The sequence below is a fragment of the Polaribacter sp. R77954 genome (assembly GCF_044595335.1).
In the GTDB taxonomy this organism is placed as follows: domain Bacteria; phylum Bacteroidota; class Bacteroidia; order Flavobacteriales; family Flavobacteriaceae; genus Polaribacter.
In genome coordinates this window covers 2,080,722-2,105,049 of sequence record NZ_CP138992.1, presented here as the reverse complement: position 1 = coordinate 2,105,049, position 24,328 = coordinate 2,080,722, and the positions used below count along the sequence as shown (strand labels likewise).

Sequence of the window (24,328 nt, the reverse complement as noted above, 5' to 3'; positions counted from 1 at the left end):
TTAAAAATCGAAACCTAAACTAAATTCAAATCGTGATCCATCCACACTTTTAAAATACCCTACACTACCTCCAAACAAACCAGCTGCATTAAAAAACAAACCAGCACCATAAGAGGTGTTAAATGCAGTAGCATCATTAAAAGGCATTAAGTTGTTTGGTGTTCCCCAAACTTTACCATAATCAAAACCTGTATATAAACCAATATTAAGAGGTAACAGCTCTGTTCTAATCCTTCTCATATTCCATCTTAAATCTGTAGTTTGATAAAAAGAATTTTTACCAGTAAAGCGTTCGTTTCTAAAACCACGTAAGCCTTCATTGCCACCAATATTTGCTGCTTGATAAAACTCAAAATTATCTCCAAAAATAAAGTGAGCCTTAACTTTAGAAGCTAATACCAACTTACCATTTGGTATTAATTTATGGCTAATTCCTAAAGAAGTTGAACTAAAACCAAAGTTTCTTTTTTGGTTTAAATTAAAAGTGTAACCCAATTTAGAACCAAATTCAAGCGCCAAAGTAGGAAAAGCCTTGTTATCTGAATGTTGGTAATAGTATCCAGTTTCAGCAGTAATAAACTGCTTTTCATTAAAAAGGTTGCTGTTTGTGGCAAACTTTGGGGTGTCTAGAATTCTTCTAGGAGTTCTTTGCACATCAAAACTTTCAAAATTTAAACCAGCCTTAATTTTTGCCCCTAAATGGCCTCTCCATTTTAAATAGGTTCCTAAATTATATTTACGAATTCGTACTCTATTAAAGTCTCTATTTTCATCCTCTTTATGTTCTTCTAAATATGGGCTATTATTGCCAAATCCAAAAAAGTTTCTTGCAAAATTTGGGCTGTTGTAATTGGCCTCAATAGCAAAGTTCCATTTGTTTAAAAAGTTGGCAAATTCACCAGAATAATTAAGCTCATAACCTTGTGTTGCAAAGTAATAAAAACCAGAAATTAGATGTTTTGCTGTAAAAGGGTTTCTCTCAAAGCCATTTACAATAGTGGTGCTTTTTATGCCTAATTTTATGCCATCATCAGGGTTTAAACCAATGGCAGGTGATAACGCTTTAGTGTTACTTTTAAGTTTTGTGTAATCGTAAGTGTTTGTGTCGTAATCACTAGTTAATTTTTTATTTACATCTTGGTTTTTCTTAAACTTATTCTTTTTCTTTTTCTGATCGAATATTTTAAGATTTCTGGTGTTTCTTATATCGTAAGTATCTTCATCTAAACCACCTATAATTTTAAGTTCAATATGTTTTTTATTGTTTTCTCCTTGCACAACAAACTTATCTTCATCATCTAATCCATAGATCCATATTTCTTTAGTAATGGCGCAATCAAAATTTCTATCTAATACAATGTCCGATTTTTCGCCATCTTTTATTCTATAAATAGTAATATGTGTATTACCGTTGTTAAGACGATTAATCTCAAAATAATCATCTTTATGTGTTCCTATTACTACTTGAAAGCTGTTTAAATAGTTGTAATACCTGTTCGCAATGTTTTGTAAATTATTTTTTCTGCCTTTTAGCTTTGTTTTAATTTCATCAATAGTTTCGTCTTGTAATTCTTTGGGTATTTTATTTAAAGCATTGTCAATTACAGCATCTGTAATTTTATTTTGAATTAAAGCTACTTGTGCATCCCAAACATCTTTATTAGATTTTGTAATAAGCATCATATCTAAAGGATAAGCTGAGTAGCTAAACCATTTGGGTGCTTTTAAATCTTTATTGTAAGAGCGCATACCTTTTAAAGCAGGCAAAGCATTGGTTAAAAAACCAAGTAAAAAACCATCACCAAAAATAGAAAAAGCCTGATCTCTATCTCTAGGTACAGGTCTGTAAATCACCTTATCATCCTTTTCAATTTCTGCCCATCTCCACTGGTCTTGGTGTCTGTCCCAATCTCCAATTAACATGTCAAAAAGTCGAGCTCTAATATAGCTGGGTTCATCTAAAACATATTTTTCGTCTTTGGCTAAATTCTTTCTTAAATCGTCTGTGCTTATTAAATTGTTCGAATATCCGAAGTTTTTTTTGTCTCCATGACCTTCATCTGTACGTTCTTCAATCATATATAACTCATCACCATAATCTTCGTTAAATTCTTCTAAAGTTTTTTGTTTAGGTACAAAATATAGTGTGGGTTTGGTGTGATATATGTCTATAGCTTCCGCTAATTTATCAATAGTAAAAGGCGCGTAAGGATGAGAGCCCGTAAAAACATCCATTAGGAGTTGTTGCGTTAACGATTCTTGAAATTGGCCTTCTACATATTGATCTTTAAACACAACAGCTTGTAAATATTGTACAGCATTTTTTCTTAAAGCTCGCATTACATATTCTCTGCCTTGCTTGTCTACCAATCGTAAAGATTTTGATTGATGACCACCACCTCTTCTTACAGGGGTTAAGCCACCAAATAAAGTATCTAAACCAACAGTAGGTGCTGTTACTTTTGTGCCAAAATATTCTCGATATCGATCACCCCATAAAAACTTATGAAATTTACTTTTATGTACCTCATTTGCATTATACACTGATGCTTTTTTTTCTTTGAGTTTAGTGTTCGGAAATTCATCCATACTAAATTCATTTTCTGCTTTAAAAACATTGGCTTCAAAAACTATTTTTTTATCTTTTGATGTGTAATAATGCACTGTAGCTTCGCCATTTTGGTAAACATCAAGTCTTGCAAAACCTTGAGTTCCATACCCAAAAACACCACCATTTACATTTTTAACCGCAGTTTGTTTAGATCCTGATCCGCTTACAATTTGAGGAATATTATCTTTTACAAGGTACTGTAAACTATGTTCATGCCCAGAAACAAAAAGCACTCTTTCATTTGCTTGGGCAATGGTTATAATTCGCCTTCTAAGTTCGTTGTATTTTTCGTTTTGTTGATCTGTATTGGTGGCACCCGAGGTTTTTCTTAAAATATTTAAAGCAGATCCTAACAAAGGAGTTGGTTTTATATGACTTTTAAACGAGTAGTAACCTCCATGAGGACCATTTGTAAACATAGGGTGATGTAAAGCAATAAGTGTAGTTTTACCTTGCGATTTTTTTATCATTCCTTCAAATTCATCAAAGAATTTTTGTCTGGTTTTAATTTCGCATTCATCATTTATATTAGGATGATTGTTCCAGTTGGTTACAAACCAATGGGTATCAACCACAATAACGTTAATATCGTCATTAATTTCTATTTTTTCTAGAGGACAACCATTTTCTGGCTGAAACCTATTTTTTCCTAAAGCATCTTCAACCAATTCTTCTTGTCTTTTTAAACCCTCTAAACCACTATACCAATCATGATTACCAGGAATAAATAGGGTATTACCAGCAAACTTCTTACCAATATCGTATTGCACTGCTAACCTGTGTTTGGCTATTTTGTATTTCTTTCTTTTCTTCTTCTTTTTCTTTTTTACTTTTTTGGGTATTCCTTTTTCGTACACATTATCACCTAAAAAAATTAAAGTAGAATTTTCGTTTGCGTTTTCTATTTCTTTTTCAAGATATTGCAAAGCAGGGTCTTTTTGTTTAAGGTCAGAATTTCCTGCATCACCTATTAAATAAAATGTATGTAAAACTGTTGATTTTGGTTTTTGGTAGCTATGATTTTCTACTACCTGTATTTTTGTGGTAGCACATGCATACATTAAAATAGTAAAAGCAATTAATAAAAAAGTTCTCAAAATTTTCATAGCCGTAAAATTAACTATTTATAAATTGTTTTAATTGCGCTAGCGTGTCAATATCAAAAAGGTTGGTGTTTTTTTTAGGTGATATCACTGAGAATTGATTGTTATTTAAAAAAGTCTTTGCGCCTTTATCGCCCGTTATTTTTTGTAAATTATCAAAATAAATTGAAGGAATCAAGGCAGGAACTCCAAAGGTTTTGTTGTATTTTGAGGCAATAATTTTAGTAGGATATTTATGAGATAATGCAACCATTTCTTCTAAATATGATAGATGAATTGCGGGCTGATCTGCCAACAAAATTAACACCTTTTTGATTTCTGAATACTTTTTGTTAAAGCAATCTAACCCTTTAATAATACTAGAACTTAATCCGTTGTCAAAGTTTTTATTGATGATAATTTCAGTGGCTTCAAAATTAATTTCACCGATTATTTTGTTGGCATTAGCCCCTAAAACACAAAAAGTTTTTTTGGGAGCTATTTTTTTTGCTTTTTCTAGGGTAATTTCAAGTAGGGTTTTATCATCAATTTTAACCAGCTGTTTAATGCTGTTCATTCTTGTTGATTTGCCAGCGGCTAAAACTAAAATAGCAATATCACTCATTTAAGTAGTATAAATTTTACCATTGAGTTTTCGTAGTGAAAAAGGTTCTTTTTTTCTGGTGATAGATAAAATTTCAGCGACAATAGAAACCGCAATTTCTTCAGGAGTTTTTGCACCAAGATGTAAACCTGCTGGAGCATATATAAAATCAAAAAAAGAATCACTCACCTCTGGAACAAATTCAAAAAGTTCATTAAATAGGCGTTCTCGCTTTGTTGTAGAACCTAAAATGCCAATGTATTTTGTTTTATGGTTTGTTAGTTTTACCAAATATTTTAAATCTTGCACATAACTATGATTCATAATTACAATAGCGGTATTTTCTTCAATATCAGAAAAATCTATGGTTTCTGGACTTTGTCCTATTACTGAATTTGCTCCTGGAAAATCAGCAATTTCTTTACTGTCTTTTACAGAGGTAATTACATCTACTTGCCAACCCAAATTTGTAGCTATTTTGCACAATTTTACGGCATCGTGCTCACCACCAATAATCAATAATCGAAAAGCAGGTTCTAAAATTTGTGTAAATATCGTAACATTTTCTTTTAGATGATACTCGTTAGAAAAAGAAAACTGTTTGTTATTTTTAAATGTAATTCTTGTTCCGAAGTTTCCAGAAACTTCATCTTGTGTAATAAAATTACTTTCCATTTTTAAACTTTCTCTATTCGAATTTGCTTGTAAAAAAGCGTTTAAAAACTCATCAGTAATAAAAAATGGTTCTATTAAAATGTATAAAATGCCTTCGCAACCTAATCTGTATCTTCCATCATAGGTAATAATTTTGGCTTTTCCATCACCAAAAACAGAGGTGCTTCTGCGTATAATTTCTTTTTCTACACAACCACCAGAAACTGCGCCAACAGATGATAAATCTTCAGCAATTAACATTCTAACACCCGGTTTTCTGTAAGATGAACCTTCTAAATAAACCACAGATGCTAATACATTTTTCAATCCTTTTTGTTGATTGATGACAGCTTGATTGATAATTTCTTTGAGTTCGTGAATCATTATTATTAAAAATAAAGTACTAAGATAAAACTTTAAAAGTAAGTTTAAAGTGAAGAGAATTTTGAAAACTTCTTTTTTATCAAAGTCAATTTTGGGTTAATGTAGGTTTTACAAAAAGGTTTGTTAGGATTTGATTGATAATAATTTTGAAACGCTAATGATGAAGGTTTAAATTTTTGAAAAGGAATAATTTGTGTGATAATTTTTTCCTCGAAATTAGCTTGTAAATCATCAATAATTTTTTGACATTCCTTTTTTTGACTGTCAGAAAAATAATAAATCGCAGAGCGATATTTCTTTCGCATAGCATGGTTATTGGTGCTTTTATGTGTTAATAAATGAATTTCTATTAACGTTTTTACTTTAATTTTAGAATTAAAATGTACAATTACAGCTTCAGAAAAGGCGTTGTTTTTTGCTGTTGATGCTACCCAGCCTTGTTCTACTTTTTCAACACCAATTAACGTTTGAAAAACAGCTTCTGTACACCAATGACAACCACCACCAAAAGCAATTTTGGTTAATTCCATTGCAGTTGTTTTCTTTCGCTCCAATAAGAATCGGGTGTAGCCTTGAAAGATTTTAGTTGCTCTATTTCAGTATTGGATAATGAAAAAGAATTTACTTTTAAATTTTCTTGCAATTGCATATTACTGCTGGCACCACTTAAAATAGTGCTTTCTGGAATAGTTTGCATACAGTATTTCAATGCAATAGCATCTGCACCTACATTGTGTTTTGTAGCTAATTCTTCCAAAAACTCATACATATCTGTATAGTTAGGATAATTTTCATTGCTAAAAATTCGTCCATTAGCTAATGCCTCTTTAATAACAACCGATTTGTTTTTAGTAATTAATTCATCAATAATAGCTAATAAACTCTGCTCTAAAAAGTTATAGGTAACTTGAAAAACATCAAAAACAGGTTTTCCATCTAACATTACACCCAAAGCTTTTTCAATAACTTCTACCTGATTTGCGCCAGAAGTAGTGATGCCAATTTTTAGGTTGTGCTCTTTTTTTAAACGAACCAATTCCGTTAAAACTGCTCTATTTTCTAAAACCCCAGTTTCAAAAGTTGCAGAATGAATTTGATATACTTTTACATAGGGCAGCAATTGTTTAGAAAAATTCCATTGCTCTTTTAGTTTGGCTAAACTATGTTCTTTTACTTCGTGAACAGTGGCATTTGTATCAAAATTTGCGGTGTAAGTATATCCCCATTTAGTGCCAACTTCTATAGTTTTGTCATCTTTGGTTTGCAACCATTCCAATACCAATTCTTCTGCCAAACCATAACCAGGAGCCGTATCAAAATAACGCATACCTAAATTGTACGCTTCTTCTAAAACTTGAAAACTTTGTTTTTTAAAAGTTTCTAAATTGGAAAATTCACACTTTTCTGTACGTACATTAATGTATTGTGGTCTTCCTAAAGCTGCTGTTCCTAATCCTAAATTCATAATTTTATTATTTTAAATTGTCATTTTTAGCGAAATGAAATGGAGTCGAAAAATTTAATGATGAACTATTTTAATTTAGATTTCTCCACAAGGCCGAAATGACAGATTACTTTTGTTTTTTAGATTTTACAGGTTTTCAATAATTATGAAATCTTTTTTAATCTAATACCTACAAGGTTTCAAAAACCTTGCAGGATTTTTTAAGAACTACAAGACAACATAGAACACCCTACTTTATGTCTTGCCCACTCTGGTCTTTTTGCAAACCATTTTTCGTTTTTGGGTTGTGCTGCGTAAGGTTTTTTTAGCAGTTTGAAAAGTTCATCAATTAATGAATAATCTCCTTCATCAGCAGCATCAATGGCCAATTGTGCCATGTAATTTCGCAACACATATTTAGGATTTACGTCATTCATTTTTTCTTTTCTATCTGCATCTGTAAACGGTTCTTTCTGTAATCTTTTGCGATATTCGTCAAACCATACAGTCCATCTTGTTTTTATTTCTTCAGAAATGTCATCAAAATCATAAAATGCTTTTTCAACTACTTTGATGTCATCTGTTTTATTCAATTTATCAAAATTAGCTAAGTTTCTAAAGAAAATCGTCATATCAGTTTCTACTAATTGTAGATTATCTTCCAATTCTTGAATCAGGTTGATGTCATTTTTATCATCTGTATATAAACCCAATTTAGATTGCATCATTCTTAATGATTTTTGCTCAAAATCAACTTTATATCGATTTAAGATTTCTTCTAAAGGTTTGGTTTCTTCAATTAAAGGATACAAAGCATTGGCGAGTTGATATAAATTCCAAAGTCCAATATTGGGCTGATTTCCATATCTGTAACGCTTATGTTGTCTGTCTGTGGTGTTTGGTGTCCAGCCAAAATCGAAGCCTTCTAACCATCCATAAGGTCCGTAATCGATTGTTAAACCTAAGATTGACATATTATCGGTATTCATAACTCCATGTACAAAACCCACTCGTTGCCAATGAATAATCATATCTAAAGTGCGCTCTGAAACTTCTTTAAAAAAGTTAACATAGGTTTCTTTTGATGGTTCTCCTAAATTTGGAAAATGATTTTTAATGGTATAATCTGCTAAAACTTTCAAGTTTTTATGATCATTTCTAGCAGCAAAAATTTCAAAATTACCAAATCGTAAAAATGATGGCGAAATTCTGGAAACAATTGCGCCTTTTTCGTAAGCAGGATTTCCATTATACAAAACATCACGCAAAACTTCATCACCAGATAAACTTAACGATAAAGATCTTGTGGTTGGCACACCCAAATGAAACATGGCTTCAGCGCATAAATATTCTCTGATGGATGAACGTAAAACCGCCAAACCATCAGCAGTTCTAGAATATGGAGTTTCGCCTGCGCCTTTTAATTGTACTTTCCAGTTTTTTTGTTGATGTTCAACTTCAAACAAATTAATGGCTCTACCATCTCCTAACTGTCCACCCCAATTCCCAAACTGATGTCCTGCATAACACATTGCGTATGGTTTTGTATTAGGATACACGTTATTTCCTGTAACTATATCTCTAAAAAAATCTGATTGTAAATCCTCTTTAGAAATGCCCAATTCTTCACCCATTTCAGTTGAAGTATGAATTACTTTAGGGGCTTTGGTTTGCTTAGGAGTGACATAAGAAAAAACAGCTTCTGTAACTTGCCTTCTTGAGTTTTCAAGAATGGGATCAGCAGGCAATGCTGATATGAATGTGTTTTTGATGTTTAGTTTCATACTAATTTATCAGCGTGTAATTTTCTCAATGTATTCAATTTAGGCGCAATCACATAACTACAATAGCCTTGTTGTATATTTTCTCTATAATAATTCTGATGCTCTTGTTCAGCTTCATAAAAAATTGGCAAAGGACTAATTTCGGTAACAATTTTATCATCAAAATAAGGCTGAATTTGTTTCGTAACTTCTTCAGAAATTTGTTTTTGATGTTCATCGTGATAAAAAATTACAGATCTGTATTGCGTTCCTCTATCTGCACCTTGTCTGTTTAAGGTTGTGGGATTATGCGTGGTCATAAAGATTACTAAAATATCTTCAAAAGAAATGATATTTGCATCAAACGTAATTTGAATTACTTCTGCATGCCCTGTTAAACCCGAACAAATTTCTCTATAAGTTGGTTTTCCAGGAGCATTGCCACCTGCATAACCAGAAACCACTTTATCAATTCCTTTTACTTCTTGAAATACAGCTTCTGTACACCAAAAACAGCCACCTCCTAACGTGGCAATTTGTAAATTTTTATTCATTTTATAGATAGATATATTTTTGATACCTAAGGTCGTAAGCATTTTAGCTAGATTACAACGGATTTAAAACTCATGTAAATTTTGTGCTAAAACCATCTTTTTACGATTTTTAACAGATGTTAATACTGTGAACCATTGTGTTTTCCAACTTCAAAACCGTGTTTTCCTAAATATTGATTTCCACTATCAATGGCATCTTCTTCTAAAGTTGTTCCCATAGAATCATTCCATCTATTTAAATAACCAAAGAGCGAAATTACCCCCAACATTTCTACAATTTCACCTTCATTCCAGTATTTGTAAAGTTCTTTTTTAATGGTTGCGTTTACTGCATTTGGTACCATAGAAGCTGCTAAAGAAAAATCTAAAGCTGCCCTTTCTGCATCAGAAAAAGCAGGATGTGTTTTATATTCCCAAATGTTATCTAATTGTTCTTGTTCTGCTCCATAACGTTCTGCAGCTCTAATAGCATGCGCTTGGCAATACCTACAACCAGTTGCGTTGCTAGATACCCAAGCAATCATTCTTTTTAAGGCAGATGTAACGTTGCCTTCATTTGCCATAACAGCTTTATTTAAATTGATAAATGCCTTAGAAATTGCAGGTCTTCTTTGCATGGTTAAAACAGAATTAGGACAAAAACCTAAAGTTTCATTAAAAAATTCTGCTAATTTTTTGGTTTCTAAATCGTGCTCTGCGCCTAGAGGTTGTACTAATGCCATATTTTTATTTTCTGATTAAACTAAAATTTCCTGTTTTTTCGATGGATAATCCATTAATGTCGGTTAAAGATGCTTTGAACCAATAGCTATTTGAAGGGAAGTTTTTACCTTGATAAGTACCATCCCAACTTTTACTATTCTTATCAATTTTATAAATTAATTTGCCAAATCTATTGTAGATTGAGATGTTTGATGAGGTATAAAATGTTTGATCAAAACCATTAATACTCCAAATATCGTTATTGCCATTGTTACCTGGTGTAAAATACTTTGGATAACTTAATATAGAGAATGTAATGTTTTCAATTCCGCAACCACCACTGTCTTTAATGTACAGTGTATGAATACCTGTAGATAAATTATCAAGAAAAGGTTCGTTTTGGTAGTTTCCAAATTCATCATCAATAGCAAATTCGTAATTACCATTACCAAGATTTTGGTTATCTATTTGTATAGAATTGTTTTCAGAATCATCAGTAATTTTAATGTCTTTTATATTGATATTAGTTTTTTCTGAGATAATTACAGTTATATCTTTTTCATCAGATTGATAACCAACTTCTGATACAGCACTAACAGTATAGTTCCCTGAAGTATTTGTGTTTACAGTGGCTGTGCTTTCAGTTAAAAGTGCCCCTTCTCTTTTCCAAATATATCTATAATTGCCTTGAGCATTTATTGTTTTTAAATCTACATTTCCAATATCTGCACATAGTATAAAAGTATCCTTTAAAATATCAAATTGCGGAGTTGTATTGTTTACCTCAGCAACTACTTGAGTTCTTGCTGATGGCGCACAGCTTGTATTATTAGCCTCTACAAAGTAAATTGTTGTTTCAGTTAAATTTGGTGTTCTGTAATTATCTCCAATAAAAATGGGAGTTGTACTTGTTGCAGTTTCGTACCAATATACAGTGCCAGATGAAGCTTCCGCAGTTAAAACTGCAGTACCAGAACAAATCAAATCATTTATTGTATTTGTAATTTTTGGTTTTTCTATAATATTTACAATTACTTCTATTCTTGGTGAAGTTATACACCCATTTACAGTTATATTAGCGTAAAAACTAGTTGTTTCTGTGATGTTATTTACTGTAAAATTATTTCCTCTAGCTAGTGCTGGTTGGGTTCCAATATTAGGGTTATCATGCCATAATATTTCACCTTCACTTGGTATGGCTGTTATTGTAGCCGAACCAGATTCGCACACAGTTGCATTGATTGTAGAAATAATTTGAGGAATATAAATACTTGTTGATGCAACAATGCTTAAAGGTGGGTCAGTAAGAGTTCCATATGCTACAATATAACCTTTAGGTACGTATCTTGAATCTGTACCTCCAACATTTGGTAAATCGTTCCAAGAACCAATACTACCAACACTTGGGTCAGTAACATGGGCATAATGTTCATTACCTTCTTCGTTATTTGGTTCTCCAACATTCCAATTCGAAAAACCATTTGTGGTATTATTTGTATTGCCTCTCCAAAAAGTAATTCCAGCTTCAGGGCCAGTCATCCATTTCCATTCCCCTTCGTTCTCTTCATCGCTAGCTCCAATCCATCCAGCACCAGAAGCTTGTTTTCCTGCAAAGTCAGCCTCTTCCTGACTTGTTAATGTAGCTAAATATCCTTTTCTTCCAAAATAGGTTCTGTTCTCAGCAGCTGTTCTAGCACTACTCCAAGTAATATTTTGTTGTTCTACAAACTCATAAAAATGGTCTGTTTTGGGTAAATAATTTGCATCTGTAATGCTTAATGAAAAGAATTTTTCTGTGGTTACATCTAAAGTATTCGCAGTAAAAACAATATCCATCACTGCATTTTTTAAATTATCTAATGGAATTTCTCCTCCATTAAATACAGATGTTAGTGTTAATTTTCCTTCAGAAGCATTCCAAGTAGTTTTTATAAAAGGATAATTTCCTGTTAATTCTAAAGAATCAAAACCAACTTGGTATCCAGACGAAATTTGTATAAAAAAAGACGCAATACTGTTATCATCTGGGTCATCAATCGTAAAATCGGTAACTATATTAATAGGACTGCCAATACAAAAGGCTTGTCTACCATCAGCAGTAATAGTAGGAGGTTTATCAACCTGAGAATATGAGATTGAGGTAATTATAAAAAAAAGAAAACTGAATAATTTAATTTTCAGTTTAACAGATTTATTCATTTTAAACAGTATCTTCTTTATGATTTCTTACTTTTGTAGTAAAGCACAAGTTAAGACATCATTATTAAAAAAAATATAAAATATGGTTAAAAATATCGTTTCTACAGTTTGGAAAGAAAATATGCAGTTTGAATCTGATAATCCAAGTGGTTTGAATTTATTTATGGATGCAGGTGAAGAAAATGGAGGCAAGGGAGAAGGGTTTAGGCCTAAAGCCTTAATGTTGTCTTCATTAGCAGGTTGTTCTGGTTTAGATGTGGTTAGTTTATTAAAAAAAATGCAAGCAGAAGTTACAGACTTTAAAATTGAAGTTACTGCAGAATTGACAGATGAACATCCAAAATTTTATAACAAAGTAAAGGTTGATTATCATTTTACGGACGCTCAATTGCAACCAAAAAAAATACAAAAAGCAGTAAATTTATCAGTTACCAAATATTGTGGAGTTATGGAAATGTTTCGTCAGTTTGCTGATGTTCAGATAGAAATTCACTTACACCACCTAGAACAATAAAATATAAAATAGTAAGCACCATTAAATAGCTATGAGATGGACTTTAAAACCAAAACCAGACAAAAGTAAAGTAGCTAAGTTAGCTCAAGATTTACAGGTTGATACAAACATAGCAACCATTTTATGCCAACGAAATATAGAAACGTTTGAGCAAGCCAAGAGTTTCTTTCGTCCTAGTTTAGATGATATTTACAATCCTTTTTTAATGAAGGATATGGATGTTGCAGTGAGTAGAATTGAGATAGCGCTTCAAGACCATGAAAATATTTTAATTTATGGCGATTATGATGTAGATGGCACAACTGCGGTTTCTTTGGTGTACTCGTATCTAAAAACGATTACTCCTAATATTGCGACTTATATTCCTGATAGATATGCAGAAGGTTATGGTATTTCTTTTGCAGGAATCGACTTTGCTGAAGACAATAACTTTTCACTAATAATTGCTTTAGATTGTGGTATTAAGGCTATAGATAAAGTTAATTATGCAAATCATAAAAATATTGATTTTATTATTTGTGATCATCATAAACCTGGAGACCATATTCCAGCTGCAGTGGCTGTTCTAAACCCAAAACGAAAAGATTGTAACTATCCTTTTGATGAACTTTGTGGCTGTGGAGTTGGGTTTAAATTGATTCAGGCTTTAGGACAAAAACGTAACCTAACCATACAAGATTTTATCCCTTATTTAGATTTGGTAGCAACTGCAATCGCTGCAGATATTGTGCCTATAGTTAATGAAAATAGGGTGTTAGCTTATTATGGGTTAAAAGTTATCAACCAAAATCCAAGAAATGGAATCAAAGCCATTATTCATCAAATCAATAAAAAAGAACTTAATATAACTGATGTAGTTTTTATTATTGCTCCAAGAATTAATGCTGCAGGTAGAATGAAACATGGTAATTATGCTGTAGAATTATTAACAGAAATGGATTTTGATGCAGCTATAGATTTTGCTGCTGCCATAGAAATATTTAACGCAGATCGTAAAGATTTAGATAAAAAAATTACGAATGAGGCATTAATTCAAATTATTGATAATAATGAAGAAAATCGGTTTACGTCTGTAGTTTTTAATGAAAATTGGCACAAAGGAGTAATCGGAATTGTTGCATCAAGATTAATAGAAAAATACTACAGGCCTACTTTAGTTTTTACAAAAAGTGGCGATAAATTAGCTGCATCAGCACGTTCTGTAAAAGGCTTTGATATTTATAATGCTTTGCAAGAATGCCAAGATTTTATAGAGCAGTTTGGAGGTCATAAATACGCAGCTGGTTTAACTTTATTGCCAGAAAACTACACGAAATTTAAAAATAAGTTTGAAGAGGTAGTTTCAAATACCATTAATAAAGATTTGCTTACGCCAGAAATTACTATTGATTCAGATATTGAATTGTCTGACATAACACCAAAATTTTATAGAATTATTCAGCAAATGGGGCCTTTCGGACCACAGAATATGAAGCCAGTTTTCAAATCAACAAGTGTTAGAGACAATGGTTTTGGTAAAAAAGTGGGTAAAGAACACACACATTTAAAATTAAACATTTTTCAAGGAAACACTAAAAAAACATTTGGGGCAATAGGGTTTAATTTGGGTGATAAAATTAATGTAGTTCAAAATGATTTTGATATTGTTTACAATTTAGATGAAAACGAATGGAATGGGATTAAATCTATACAATTGGTTCTAAAAGACCTACAATAACTATTTTCCTAAGGGCACAACAATTAAATCCGGAAATTCTTCAGAAAATAAAAGAATTGCTTTGTCAGCTTCTAGTTTTGTTTTATAATTACCAACTTTAACTTTCCAATCAGGTTTTTCGTATTTTAAATCACTATAAACCTCAGGAAATTCAAGTTTAAATTTTTTTAAGATAAGTTCTTGCTTGTGTTTCGTTTCCGTAGTAAATCTGTACTCTGAAACCATATCCATAAGATTTATTAAAGGCTCTCTTTTTTGCAATTAATCTCTTAATTTCTGGGTTAGTTTTTGTGTTATTTTGAGCTGAAACTTCAGTGGTTGCTGCAAGCGATATAACAAATAAAAAACTAAAAAAAATGATATTTTTCATAAAAAAAATTTTAGCAAAAATAACGACTTTAGTTAAATTAAATTGAGATGATTACGTTATTTAGAATTAATATAAATTAATATTTAAGATTCTTTTCCTTTTTTAAAATTTAGCAATATGTACTACTTTTGCTCAACCGTTCAAAAAACGCTTTTTTGGGCAGTTTTATACACAATACTAAAAATAGTTTGTTAATATGAAAAGTGTAGCATTGCACAGTAAACTAACCAAAGCACTTCTTAAGAGCTTTACAATTATTCTGTTTTTTGCATTTAGCTTGTCATCCCACTCGCAAGATGTAGATGAGGCTCGTCAAAAAGCAGGGAGAAAACTTTTCAAATCTCAGTGTGCTTCTTGTCATAAGCTAGATAGAAAGTTGGTTGGGCCAGCTTTAGGAGGAGTTGAAGAACGTAGAGATAATGATTGGTTAAAAGCATGGATTAAAAATAATGCAGAATTACGTGCTTCAGGCGATGCAGATGCAATCGCTATTTTTGAAGAATATAATGGTTCTGTAATGTCAGCTTTTCCTCAATTAGATGATCAGCAAATTGATGATATTTTGTACTACACAACTGTAGGAGATCCTGTTAAGCAAGTAGCTGCAGGAGCTGCAACTAGCGATGTAGGTGGTACAAACACAGGAACAGCTCCTGAGTGGATTATTTATTTACTTGCAGGTGCAATTGTAGTTGCCTTTTTGATGATTGCTAGTTTATTAAAGCAAGTAAATGAACTAAAAGGGAATAAAGAACCAGGAAGCGGTGCTGATTTAAGAAGAGATTTAGCTGAACTTTGGGTAGGTTTAAAGAAAAATACATTTTTACAAGTTTTAACCACAATATTTGTTTTGTTAATGGGTGCTTATGTGGCATTCGGAACTTTGTTTAAAGTTGGTGTTAATGAAGGGTATATGCCTTTGCAACCAATTGCTTTTTCACACAAAATACACTCAGGCGAAAATAAAATAGAATGTCAATATTGTCACTCTTCTGCTAAACATAGTAAGCATTCAGGAATACCGTCTGTTAATGTTTGTATGAATTGTCATAAAAATATTGCGGAAGTTGCTGAGGGGACTCAGGTGGAATGGAATGGTGTAACTTATGGAAAAGCTGAGTTAGATAAAGAGATAGCTAAGGTTTATGATGCTGCTGGGTGGGATGCTGATGCTTTAGAATACACAGGAGACACAAAACCTATTAAGTGGATTAGAATTCATAATTTACCAGATTTCGTTTATTTCAATCATTCGCAACACAGAATTGTTGGTGGTATTAAGTGTCAAAAATGTCACGGCCCTGTAGAAGAATATGATGAAATGAGACAATTCTCTCCATTAACAATGGGTTGGTGTATCAATTGTCATAGAGAAACAAATGTTGATTTAAAAGGGAATGAATATTATAAGAAGATTCACGATGAATTAGCGAAAAAGTATAATGTTGAAAAAGTTACAATCGCGCAATTAGGTGGGTTAGAGTGTGGTAAATGTCACTATTAATTAAAGAAGAAAGATAGTTTGGTTTTAAATAAATTTAAAACGAATAACTAACAACTAATAACTAAAAAAGTAAATGGCTTCAAACAAAAAATACTGGAAAAGTGTTGAGGAACTAAAAGATAGTTCTATTGTTGAAACGCTAAGTAAAAATGAATTTGTAGAAGAAATTCCTACAGATGAGTTTTTAGGTGATAAAGACACATTAGAGAAAACCTCTACTTCTCGTAGAGACTTTTTGAAGTATGTTGGCTTTACCACTGCTGCAGCTTCTTTAGCGGCCTGTGAAGGTCCTGTTAGAAAGTCGATTCCTTACGTTGTAAAACCAAATGATATAATTGCTGGTGTTGCAGATTGGTATGCAACTTCTATGGCAGATGGTTACGATTTTGCTAATGTTTTAGTGAAAACAAGAGAAGGTCGACCAATTCAAATTATGCCAAATAAAGATGCGAATGGTACTACAACTGCAAGAGTGCAAGCGGCTATCCTTTCTTTGTATGATGAGAAATTAAGGCTAAAAGAGCCTACAAAGTCAGGAGAGATTATATCTTGGGCTGATGCTGATGCTCAAATAGGTTCAAAATTAAAAACTTTAAAAGAGGCAAACAAGTCTGTTGTACTATTAACAGGTACAATGGCAAGTCCCTCTACAGATAAAATTGTAGAAGGATTTACTGCTGCCTACCCAAATATCAAACATGTAGTTTATGATGCGGTTTCAGAATCTGGTGCTGCAGATGCAATGTTAGCAATGTATGGTAAACGTACCTTGCCTAATTATCACCTTAACAAAGCAAAAACAATTGTTTCCTTTGGTGCTGATTTTTTAGGTGATTTTCACGGAGGTTTTGAGAAATCTTATATAGCTGGTAGAAAGCCAGAAACTGGTTCGATGTCTTATCACGTTCAGTTTGAAAGTAATATGTCTTTAACAGGCGCAAATGCAGATAAGAGAGTGGTTGTAAAACCTTCAGATCAAGTATTTGCTTTGTTAAACTTATACAGTGCAATTTCGGGTGTAAGTGTTTCTTCTAAATCAACACCTGTTGATGCTCACGTTAAGAAAATGGCTTCTGAATTAAAGAAAGCTGGTTCTAAAGGTGTGGTCTTAACTGGTTTAAATGATAAAAATGCACAGTTAGTTGCCTTTGCTATTAATGAGGCTTTACAAAGTGAAGTTTTCGATACTGTAAATACAATCAATATACGTCAAGGAAATGATGCTGAAGTTGTTCAATTGGTTTCAGATATGAAATCAGGTAAAGTATCAGGTATCATTACTTATAATGTAGACCCTATTTATTCTCTATCAAATGCATCAGACTTTTCTGATGGACTGAAGAAAGTAGAATTATCGGTAGCTTTATCTACAGAAAATAATGAAACTGTTAATGCTTCTACATTCGCATTACCAACTCCACATTTCTTGGAGTCTTGGGGAGATACACAGTTCGATGCTGTTACTTATGGCCTAATGCAGCCAACAATACAGCCATTATTTAATACACGTCAAGTTCAAGATACGTTATTAAAATGGTCTGGTAACTCAACAAAATACTACGATTATTTAAAAGCGTTTGCTACTAATAATATTTTAGCAGGTAGTTCATGGAACACAGCTTTACATAATGGTTTCTTTACAAAAGAAATCAACGAAACCGAAAATGAATTTGAAACATCAGTTTCAATTACAAGTGTAGCAAATCAATTGGCTAATTCAGCAAAGAAATCCTCGGGTTTTGAGTTGAATTTATATACAAAAACTGGTTTAGGTGATGGTAAACAAGCAAACAATCCTTGGTTACAAGAATTTCCTGATCCGATAACAAGGGCTTCTTGGGATAATTATTTGACAGTTTCTATGGCAGATGCTAAAGAATTAGAATTGTCAAATCCTGTTAAAGATAATGGTGCTATTGATGGTGACTATGTGAATATCACTGTTAATGGTGTTACATTACAGAATGTTCCTGTCATGGTTCAGCCAGGACAAGCAAAAGGTTCTGTTGGACTATCTTTAGGTTATGGTAAAACTTTTGGTTTAAAAGAAGAAATGAAAGTTGGTGTTAATGCCTATCCTTTATATAAAGGTGGCAATAATATTCAATATAATGTGGCTATAGAAAAAGTATCTGGAACGCACAAGTTTGCATGTACTCAGGTACAAAAAACAATTGCAGGGCGTCATGATATTTTAAAAGTAGCTTCGTTAAAAGACTATAAAAATGTAGATCCTAAAGATCATCATCATGGTTGGAACAAACCAGCTTATGTGTCTTATGATCATAATGAGGTTGAGGCAAATAGTATCAATATTTGGGATGATCACAATAGGGAAGTTGGTCACCACTTCAATCTATCAATAGATTTAACCTCTTGTACAGGTTGTGGTGCTTGTGTAGTTGCTTGTCACGCAGAAAACAATGTTCCTGTTGTTGGTAAAAATGAAGTAAGAGTTGGTAGAGATATGCATTGGTTGCGTATTGACAGATATTACTCTTCTGAAGTGGAGACTAGAGAGGAAGCGAAAGAATTGGGTCTGAGTAGAGGCGAAATGTATGAAGCATTAGAAACTGAAGCTGAAAACCCTGAGGTTACTTTTCAACCAATGATGTGTCAGCATTGTAATCATGCTCCTTGTGAGACTGTTTGTCCTGTTGCAGCAACCTCACATGGTCGTCAAGGTCAGAATCAAATGGCTTATAACAGATGTGTAGGTACAAGATATTGTGCAAATAACTGCCCTTATAGAGTTCGTAGATTTAATTGGTTTAATTATGCAAATAATAACGAATTTGATTTTAATATGAACAACGAATATGGTAAAATGGTATTAAATCCAGATGTTGTAGTTCGTTCTAGAGGTGTTATGGAAAAATGTTCGATGTGTATACAAATGACACAAGCAACCATTCTAAAAGCCAAAAGAGAAGGTAGAGCAGTGAACACAGATGAGTTTGAAACAGCTTGTTCATCCGCTTGTACAACTGGAGCATTAGTTTTTGGGGATGTTAATAATAAAGAAGATCAAGTAGCTGCTTTAGCAGAAGATAAAAGAGCTTACAATGTATTAGATTACTTACAGACAAAACCAAACGTAATCTATCAAGTGAAAATAAAGAATACAAACGAAGCGTAATTAAAAATTAAGATATAAAAATATGTCTCATTACGAAGCACCCATAAGGGAACCTTTAGTATTAGGTGATAAAAGTTACCACGATATTACCGAAGACATTGCAAAACCTATAGAAGGTAAGGCAAATAAGAATTGGTATATGGCATTTTATATTTCTTTGGCAGCAATGCTTTGGGGATTTGGATGTATCTTTTATACAGTAGGAACTGGTATTGGAGTTTGGGGTCTAAGCAAAAATATTGGTTGGGCTTGGGATATCACCAACTTTGTTTGGTGGGTAGGTATTGGTCACGCAGGTACATTAATCTCTGCAGTACTTTTACTATTCCGTCAAAAATGGAGAATGGCCATAAACCGTTCTGCAGAAGCGATGACAATTTTTGCCGTTTTTCAAGCAGGATTGTTTCCAATTATTCACATGGGTCGTCCTTGGAATGGATATTGGGTATTACCAATTCCAAATCAATTCGGTTCATTATGGGTTAATTTTAACTCACCATTATTATGGGATGTATTTGCAATCTCAACTTATTTATCTGTATCATTAGTTTTCTGGTGGACAGGTTTATTACCAGATTTTGCAATGATTCGTGATAGAGCTGTAAAACCTTTCCAAAAGAAAATATATGCATTACTAAGTTTTGGTTGGTCTGGTAGAGCTAAAGATTGGCAACGTTTCGAAGAAGTATCTTTGGTGCTTGCAGGTTTAGCAACTCCATTAGTACTTTCTGTACATACTATTGTATCTATGGATTTTGCAACATCAATCAATCCAGGTTGGCACTCAACAATTTTTCCACCATATTTTGTGGCTGGTGCAATTTTCTCGGGATTTGCAATGGTACAGACTTTATTAGGGATTATGAGAAAGGTCACCAACATGGAAGAGTATATTACACGTTTGCACGTAGAGTATATGAATATTGTAATTATTTTAACAGGTGGTATTGTTGCTGTAGCTTATGCAACTGAGTTTTTTATAGCATGGTATACAGGTTCCCCTTATGAAAATTATACGTATTTATCAGTAGGTGCTGCAACAGGACCATATGCATGGGCTTTTTATTCGCTATTATTCTTTAATATTCTTACTCCACAATTATTATGGATTAAGAAAATAAGAAGAAGTTTTATATGGTCTTTTATCATTTCGATATTTATCAATATTGGTATGTGGTTCGAGCGTTTTGATATTATTGCAATTGTATTAAGTAAAGGTCATTTACCATCAACTTGGTGGCGTTTTGAACCAACTTTTGTGGATGTAGGTATCTTTATAGGAACAATAGGATTTTTCTTTGTATTATTTTTATTATATGCAAGAACATTCCCTGTTATCGCTCAAGCAGAAGTAAAAACAATATTAAAATCTTCTGGTGAGTTTTACAAGAAGAGAAGAGAACAAGGTATACCAACTAAACCAGCAATTAAAGTAATGGCTACAGAAGGTACATCTGATAAAAAAGATAAAGAATAATTATGGAATCATCAAAAGTTATTCACGCATTTTATAACGATGACGAGATTGTATTAGATGCAGTCAAAGCTGTTAAGGCAAATGGTCATCACATTGAAGAAGTATTTTGTCCATTTCCTGTTCATGGTTTAGATAAAGCCATGGGTTTAGCCCCAACTAAGTTGGCGATTACTGCCTTCTTTTATGGAATTACTGGTTTGTCAGTTGCTATTTGGATGACAAACTATATGATGATTCAAGATTGGCCTCAAGACATTGGTGGTAAACCAAGTTTCTCATGGTTAGAGAATATGCCTGCATTTGTGCCAATTATGTTTGAATTAACTGTATTTTTTGCAGCTCACTTAATGGTAATTACTTTTTACATGAGAAGTAGAATATGGCCATTTAAGAAAGCTGAAAATCCAGATCCAAGAACTACAGATGATCATTTTTTAATGGAAATACCTGTGAGTAACAATGTAGAACAACTTACTGCATTATTGACCAAAACAGGAGCTGTAGAAATAAATGTTGTAGATAAGCACTAATCAATAGATAATGAAAAGTTTAAAATTACTTATCGCTTTAATCGTTCTTACAAGTGTTGTTTCTTGTAGTGATAAAAGAAGGACGCCTAGACTAGAATATATGCCAGATATGTATGTATCTATTCCTTATGATGCAGATGATGCTGAAGGTTTAAATGGCAATCCCGTAAACAGTAAACCTGTAGCTGGTACTATTCCAATTGGTGGTCATCCTGCTTATGATATTCCAGATACTCCAGAAGGTTATGAAAAGGCAAGAACAGAGCTTAAAAACCCATTAGATGCATCTGAAGAGAACATGGCTAATGGTAAAGCAATGTACGATATTTATTGTATTTCATGTCATGGTAAGAAAGGAGATGGTAATGGATACCTATCACAAGCAGAGAAATTTGAAGGGATACCAAGTTATAAAGATAGAGATATCAATGCAGGTACCATTTATCATGTAATTATGCATGGTAAAAATTTAATGGGATCACATTCATCTCAATTAACTTATAACGAACGTTGGCAAATAATTCATTACGTAGAGAAATTACGTTCAGAATTATAAATAATTACAAAAAGATAGAATACGAAAGATATGTATCAATTCTCAGGTAAATTAAAAACATTTTCTATAGCACTTATTCTAATAGGTTTTATAGGAGTTGCGTATAGTTTCTTTAACGCTCCAACAATGGAGGATGCAAAAGAAGCAATAGCACATCATTCAGCACATGATAGTAGTCATGGTGAATCAACGTCTAATGGTCATTCTGCAAACACTGTTGTTGATGACCATCATTCTAATAAAACTAAATCAGCTTCTGAAACACACGATCAATCAGAAACGCATGGAGCACACAATGCTGATGAACATGCAGAACACGTGCTTCATCAAATGAAAAATAGACCATGGTCTGCGTTTTACGTAGCTTTATTTTTCTTCTTAGGGATTTCATTATTAGTTTTAGCTTTTTACGCAGCGCAAAGAGTGGCTCAAGCTGGTTGGTCCATTGTATTGTTTAGGGTGATGGAGGCTATTACTGCAAATTTAGTTCCAACTTCTATTGTTATGTTGATAATTGTTGTGTTATCAGCATTACACATGAACCACATGTTTCCTTGGATGGCAGAAGGTACTTTTGATCCTAGCAGTGAAAATTATGATGCTATTGTTGATGGTAAATCTTGGTGGATGAATGTTCCTGGATGGACAATTAGAAGTATAGTTTATTTAATTTTATGGAATGCGTATAGATGGTTAATAAGAAAAAATTCTATTAAAGAAGATACTGCCAATGATAGTGGTAAACTATACAAATTCAATTATAACTCTTCTGTTGTGTTTATTTTCATATTTATGATAACTGAATCAATGATGTCATGGGATTGGATTATGGGTCTAGATCCTCATTGGTTCTCAACATTATTTGGTTGGTATGTATTGGCAAGTTTATTAGTGAGTGCTTTAACTGTTATTGCTTTTGTAACTATTTATTTACGTTCAAAGGGTGTTTTACCAGCTGTTAACGATAGTCATATACATGATTTAGCAAAATTCATGTTTGGTTTTTCAGTTTTTTGGACTTACTTATGGTTTGCACAGTTTATGTTAATTTGGTATGCAAATATTCCTGAAGAAACAACTTATTTTGCAGCTCGTTTTAATGAATATAAATTACCATTTTTAGCAATGGTTGCAATGAATTTTGTATTTCCAGTCTTATTATTACTAAATAGTGATTTTAAAAGTATACCATGGTTTGTTGTAATTGGTGGTATCGTAATTTTAGCAGGTCATTACGTAGATGTTTTTATTATGGTTATGCCTGCAACAGTAGGTGGACAATGGGCATTTGGAATACCAGAAATTAGCGCCTTGCTTTTCTTTTTAGGAATATTTATATACACGGTTTTTAGTGCATTTGCAAAAGCTAATCCATTGCCTAAAGGAAATCCATTCCTTGAAGAAAGTGAGCATTTTCATTACTATAATATCCAACATAGAGGAGAAGGATCAGCTGATCATCATTAATAAATAAAGATTTAAACAATTAAGAAAAGATATATATGCTAGCTCTATTTTATATTTTTATAGGTGTTGCAATAGGTGTGAGTTTTTGGCAAATCACTAGAATTTTGAACTTCAGAGAAGTTATTGCTAATGATGAAGATAACGCAAAACAAGGTAAGTATGCACTTTACTTTATGGTATTTTTATATGCTATTATGGTGTATTGTTTAATTGCTATGAACGTTATTATGTTACCTGAATCAGCATCAGTAGAAGGGGAACATGATGATAGATTATTTAATATCACTTTTTGGTTAATAGGTATTGTGCAGTTTTTCATGCAATTTTTGATCTTTTATTTCACTTTTAAGTACAGAGGGAATAAAGATAGAAAAGCAAAATTTTATGCGGATAGCCATCAGTTAGAATTAATTTGGACAGTTACTCCAGCTGTTGTTTTGGTAGGATTAATTGGATATGGTTTATGGCAATGGAACAATGTAATGGATAATTCAGATGAAGATGCCATTGTTATTGAGGTGTACTCACAACAGTTTAGATGGGATGCAAGATATGCTGGAGAGGATAATACTTTGGGTTTAGGAAATGTAAATTACATTAAAGGTATTAACACTATGGGTGTAGATATGAAGGATGTAAACTCACAAGATGACAAGCAAGTTACTGAATTGTACTTACCTAAAGGAAAGAAAATTCATTTTAAATTCCGTTCTCAAGATGTTTTACATTCAGCTTACATGCCTCACTTCAGAGCACAAATGAATTGTGTTCCAGGTATGGTAACCGAGTTTGGATTTACACCAAAGTATACTACCGAAGAAATGAGACAACAGCCAGAGGTTGTTGAAAAAACCAAAGGAATTAATAAAATAAGAGCTGCTAAAGGTGAAGATTTATATGAATTTGATTACTTATTATTATGTAACAAAATTTGTGGAGCTTCTCATTATAGCATGCAAATGAAGATTACAGTGGTTGAGCAAGAAGAATATGATAAGTGGATTGCAGAACAACCAACTTTAGCATCAGTAATAAAATAAAATAAACTAAAAACTAC

General features: G+C 32.5%; 19 protein-coding genes. 9 read left to right on the top strand and 10 right to left on the bottom strand.

What is annotated here, in order from left to right; genetic code table 11:
- The 9 genes from SJY27_RS09015 to SJY27_RS08975 form a co-directional block, all read right to left on the bottom strand.
- On the bottom strand, window positions 1-3,717 hold the full coding sequence (locus SJY27_RS09015; RefSeq protein WP_397444495.1) for a metallophosphoesterase: 3,717 nt from the start codon (window positions 3,715-3,717) through the stop codon (window positions 1-3).
- A 10-nt stretch (window positions 3,718-3,727) separates the two neighbouring features.
- Complete coding sequence (locus tag SJY27_RS09010) at window positions 3,728-4,318, bottom strand: NTP transferase domain-containing protein (protein ID WP_397444493.1); 591 nt, start codon at window positions 4,316-4,318, stop codon at window positions 3,728-3,730.
- The gene (locus tag SJY27_RS09005; protein WP_397444492.1) at window positions 4,319-5,335 is read right to left on the bottom strand and encodes an XdhC family protein; all 1,017 of its coding nucleotides are present in this window, start codon (window positions 5,333-5,335) and stop codon (window positions 4,319-4,321) included.
- A gap of 44 nt (window positions 5,336-5,379) precedes the next feature.
- On the bottom strand, window positions 5,380-5,865 hold the full coding sequence (locus tag SJY27_RS09000; RefSeq protein ID WP_397444491.1) for a peptide-methionine (S)-S-oxide reductase: 486 nt from the start codon (window positions 5,863-5,865) through the stop codon (window positions 5,380-5,382).
- Window positions 5,856-6,800: an aldo/keto reductase gene (locus SJY27_RS08995; RefSeq protein WP_397444490.1), complete on the bottom strand. Its 945-nt coding sequence runs from the start codon at window positions 6,798-6,800 to the stop codon at window positions 5,856-5,858. The genes SJY27_RS09000 and SJY27_RS08995 overlap by 10 nt, the downstream gene beginning before the upstream one ends.
- A 200-nt stretch (window positions 6,801-7,000) precedes the next feature.
- Window positions 7,001-8,563, bottom strand: a complete 1,563-nt coding sequence (locus SJY27_RS08990; RefSeq protein ID WP_397444489.1) for a YdiU family protein — start codon at window positions 8,561-8,563, stop codon at window positions 7,001-7,003.
- On the bottom strand, window positions 8,560-9,096 hold the full coding sequence (gene msrA, locus SJY27_RS08985) for a peptide-methionine (S)-S-oxide reductase MsrA (protein WP_397444488.1): 537 nt from the start codon (window positions 9,094-9,096) through the stop codon (window positions 8,560-8,562). The genes SJY27_RS08990 and msrA overlap by 4 nt, the downstream gene beginning before the upstream one ends.
- Window positions 9,097-9,215: 119 nt before the next feature.
- Window positions 9,216-9,818 (bottom strand): carboxymuconolactone decarboxylase family protein, encoded by a 603-nt coding sequence (locus SJY27_RS08980; RefSeq protein ID WP_397444487.1) that lies wholly within the window; start codon window positions 9,816-9,818, stop codon window positions 9,216-9,218.
- A gap of 4 nt (window positions 9,819-9,822) precedes the next feature.
- Window positions 9,823-11,997 carry a T9SS type B sorting domain-containing protein gene (locus tag SJY27_RS08975; protein WP_397444486.1) on the bottom strand — a complete coding sequence of 725 codons (2,175 nt, stop codon included), beginning with the start codon at window positions 11,995-11,997 and terminating at the stop codon, window positions 9,823-9,825.
- Window positions 11,998-12,079: 82 nt separating this feature from the next.
- On the opposite strand from SJY27_RS08975, the gene SJY27_RS08970 reads away from it, so the two are divergent.
- Together SJY27_RS08970 and recJ are read left to right on the top strand one after the other, a co-directional pair.
- Window positions 12,080-12,511, top strand: a complete 432-nt coding sequence (locus SJY27_RS08970) for an OsmC family protein (protein WP_397444485.1) — start codon at window positions 12,080-12,082, stop codon at window positions 12,509-12,511.
- 31 nt (window positions 12,512-12,542) lie between these two features.
- Entirely contained in the window at window positions 12,543-14,228 is a 1,686-nt protein-coding gene (recJ, locus tag SJY27_RS08965) for a single-stranded-DNA-specific exonuclease RecJ (protein WP_397444484.1), read from the top strand.
- Here recJ and SJY27_RS08960 read toward each other — a convergent pair whose 3' ends face one another.
- Entirely contained in the window at window positions 14,229-14,489 is a 261-nt protein-coding gene (locus SJY27_RS08960; RefSeq protein WP_397444483.1) for a hypothetical protein, read from the bottom strand.
- 305 nt (window positions 14,490-14,794) lie between these two features.
- Between SJY27_RS08960 and SJY27_RS08955 the strand changes: the two genes are divergently transcribed.
- The 7 genes from SJY27_RS08955 (at window position 14,795) to SJY27_RS08925 (ending at window position 24,311) form a co-directional block, all read left to right on the top strand.
- Window positions 14,795-16,102, top strand: coding sequence for a c-type cytochrome (locus tag SJY27_RS08955; RefSeq protein ID WP_397444482.1), 1,308 nt, complete (start codon window positions 14,795-14,797; stop codon window positions 16,100-16,102).
- 73 nt (window positions 16,103-16,175) lie between these two features.
- The gene (locus SJY27_RS08950; RefSeq protein ID WP_397444481.1) at window positions 16,176-19,241 is read left to right on the top strand and encodes a TAT-variant-translocated molybdopterin oxidoreductase; all 3,066 of its coding nucleotides are present in this window, start codon (window positions 16,176-16,178) and stop codon (window positions 19,239-19,241) included.
- A gap of 22 nt (window positions 19,242-19,263) precedes the next feature.
- Window positions 19,264-20,718 carry an NrfD/PsrC family molybdoenzyme membrane anchor subunit gene (gene nrfD, locus SJY27_RS08945; protein ID WP_397444480.1) on the top strand — a complete coding sequence of 485 codons (1,455 nt, stop codon included), beginning with the start codon at window positions 19,264-19,266 and terminating at the stop codon, window positions 20,716-20,718.
- A 2-nt stretch (window positions 20,719-20,720) separates the two neighbouring features.
- On the top strand, window positions 20,721-21,248 hold the full coding sequence (locus SJY27_RS08940; RefSeq protein ID WP_397444479.1) for a DUF3341 domain-containing protein: 528 nt from the start codon (window positions 20,721-20,723) through the stop codon (window positions 21,246-21,248).
- Window positions 21,249-21,258: 10 nt separating this feature from the next.
- Complete coding sequence (locus SJY27_RS08935; protein WP_397444478.1) at window positions 21,259-21,804, top strand: c-type cytochrome; 546 nt, start codon at window positions 21,259-21,261, stop codon at window positions 21,802-21,804.
- Between the two features lie 30 nt (window positions 21,805-21,834).
- Entirely contained in the window at window positions 21,835-23,271 is a 1,437-nt protein-coding gene (locus tag SJY27_RS08930; RefSeq protein WP_397444477.1) for a quinol:cytochrome C oxidoreductase, read from the top strand.
- Window positions 23,272-23,306: 35 nt separating this feature from the next.
- Window positions 23,307-24,311, top strand: coding sequence for a cytochrome c oxidase subunit II (locus tag SJY27_RS08925; protein WP_397444476.1), 1,005 nt, complete (start codon window positions 23,307-23,309; stop codon window positions 24,309-24,311).
- Window positions 24,312-24,328: the final 17 nt, after the last annotated feature.

Coding starts and splice junctions, on each gene's coding strand:
- SJY27_RS09015 (WP_397444495.1), bottom strand. CDS start 3,717: ATGAAAATTTTGAGAACTTTTTTATTAATTGCTTTTACTATTTTAATG.
- SJY27_RS09010 (WP_397444493.1), bottom strand. CDS start 4,318: ATGAGTGATATTGCTATTTTAGTTTTAGCCGCTGGCAAATCAACAAGA.
- SJY27_RS09005 (WP_397444492.1), bottom strand. CDS start 5,335: ATGATTCACGAACTCAAAGAAATTATCAATCAAGCTGTCATCAATCAA.
- SJY27_RS09000 (WP_397444491.1), bottom strand. CDS start 5,865: ATGGAATTAACCAAAATTGCTTTTGGTGGTGGTTGTCATTGGTGTACA.
- SJY27_RS08995 (WP_397444490.1), bottom strand. CDS start 6,800: ATGAATTTAGGATTAGGAACAGCAGCTTTAGGAAGACCACAATACATT.
- SJY27_RS08990 (WP_397444489.1), bottom strand. CDS start 8,563: ATGAAACTAAACATCAAAAACACATTCATATCAGCATTGCCTGCTGAT.
- msrA (WP_397444488.1), bottom strand. CDS start 9,096: ATGAATAAAAATTTACAAATTGCCACGTTAGGAGGTGGCTGTTTTTGG.
- SJY27_RS08980 (WP_397444487.1), bottom strand. CDS start 9,818: ATGGCATTAGTACAACCTCTAGGCGCAGAGCACGATTTAGAAACCAAA.
- SJY27_RS08975 (WP_397444486.1), bottom strand. CDS start 11,997: ATGAATAAATCTGTTAAACTGAAAATTAAATTATTCAGTTTTCTTTTT.
- SJY27_RS08970 (WP_397444485.1), top strand. CDS start 12,080: ATGGTTAAAAATATCGTTTCTACAGTTTGGAAAGAAAATATGCAGTTT.
- recJ (WP_397444484.1), top strand. CDS start 12,543: ATGAGATGGACTTTAAAACCAAAACCAGACAAAAGTAAAGTAGCTAAG.
- SJY27_RS08955 (WP_397444482.1), top strand. CDS start 14,795: ATGAAAAGTGTAGCATTGCACAGTAAACTAACCAAAGCACTTCTTAAG.
- SJY27_RS08950 (WP_397444481.1), top strand. CDS start 16,176: ATGGCTTCAAACAAAAAATACTGGAAAAGTGTTGAGGAACTAAAAGAT.
- nrfD (WP_397444480.1), top strand. CDS start 19,264: ATGTCTCATTACGAAGCACCCATAAGGGAACCTTTAGTATTAGGTGAT.
- SJY27_RS08940 (WP_397444479.1), top strand. CDS start 20,721: ATGGAATCATCAAAAGTTATTCACGCATTTTATAACGATGACGAGATT.
- SJY27_RS08935 (WP_397444478.1), top strand. CDS start 21,259: ATGAAAAGTTTAAAATTACTTATCGCTTTAATCGTTCTTACAAGTGTT.
- SJY27_RS08930 (WP_397444477.1), top strand. CDS start 21,835: ATGTATCAATTCTCAGGTAAATTAAAAACATTTTCTATAGCACTTATT.
- SJY27_RS08925 (WP_397444476.1), top strand. CDS start 23,307: ATGCTAGCTCTATTTTATATTTTTATAGGTGTTGCAATAGGTGTGAGT.